Annotated in this window: 1 protein-coding gene; it reads right to left on the reverse strand. The window is 43.1% G+C overall.

Features of this window, described 5'->3' with window-relative positions:
• Positions 1-175 precede the first annotated feature (175 nt).
• Entirely contained in the window at positions 176-1033 is an 858-nt protein-coding gene (gene pdxY / locus AB4161_RS23195; protein WP_017060057.1) for a pyridoxal kinase PdxY, read from the reverse strand.
• Positions 1034-1317 lie beyond the last annotated feature (284 nt).

The raw sequence follows: 1317 nt of genomic DNA on the forward strand, positions 1-1317 counted from the left end.
ACTCTGTTTAATCAAAAGAACAGCTATAAACAGAGAAGTTAATAAATAGGGATAAAGTGAAGTCCGTCTCTTTCTGGGAGTAATATAGCTAGGTTTAGTCTTAGCTCGTAATCTCGTTTGTAGGATGCGACCCATCGAATAGGTACACCCTCCACCACTATCGGAGTTAAACGCTCTACCCGATTTTGACCACGTTGAAATCGTGGGTAGGCTCTACAAATTCATATTGTGCATTGATTGTTTGTAGCTCCCAAGTGCCATAGCTTTTAGTTAGCTCCAACACACCATAGACCGCGTTATTTGCATGTCGGAATGCAGCTACGGGAGACATTCTCTTTATTAACCCTGCGGTAAACAGGCCAGAGATAAGGTCACCGACACCAACCGGTTGTTGAGCAAATTCAATGTTCGGTCGTTGGGCTAAATAACATGCCTTTTTCGTTGCTAAAATCATACTGAACGCGTCATCGGGTAATGAGTGAAGATGCTTCACGAGCACCATCTTTGGACCAAGCTCCAATGCTTTCTTACATGCTGTAACCGCATCATAAAGGGAGAGGATTTTAATGCCGGTCAATTCACTTAGTTCAAATTGGTTTGGCACTATAACATCGGCAATAGGAAGCAAGTGTTTAGTAATGGCGGTTCTAACGCCATCCTCAACGATACAACCTTTATCTGGGTCACCCATTACAGGGTCACAAACATAGAGTGCACTGTGGTTCTTTTCTTTAACTAAATTAACCGACTCAGCAACCGCTTTACATTGGTCTGCGCTTCCCTGATAACCCGATAGGATCGCACCACAGTCTTTCAGTACGTTGATGTTGTCTAAGCCTCGAATCAAGTTTCGAATATCATCTGAGCCGAATGTTTGCCCGGTCCAACCTTGTTGATATTGAGTGTGATTAGAGAACTGAACAGTGTGGATTGGCCACACATCGAGTCCCATTCTTTGGATTGGAAAAACCGCAGAACTGTTTCCTGCATGCCCGTAAACCACGTGAGATTGAATAGAAATAATGCTTTTCATGCGTCGCTCTTTCAGTTTGAAATGGATTTGAATACTTGGATAAGACGACTAAATAAACACAACGGAACATCAAGATAGGAAGTTTTATCGATCTAACCACTGTGCTTATTTGGTCGGAATAGCCTCGACATCGCCGAGGCTTATTCTTAATGAGTTGGACGTCATCGGCTTTAAATCATGTATTTGATTCTAAGCCAGACTTGAACTTATGCGTCTTGAAACTCAGCGAAGTACTCATCCAATACAGTGCGTGTTTCACGGCCGATTAGCTCGTACTCGTGGTG

This window comes from Vibrio sp. 10N.286.51.E5, from assembly GCF_041469125.1.
Lineage (GTDB): Bacteria > Pseudomonadota > Gammaproteobacteria > Enterobacterales > Vibrionaceae > Vibrio > Vibrio crassostreae_C.

Excerpts from the sequence above, each read along its gene's own strand:
- pdxY (WP_017060057.1), bottom strand. The coding sequence starts at position 1,033 with ATGAAAAGCATTATTTCTATTCAATCTCACGTGGTTTACGGGCATGCA.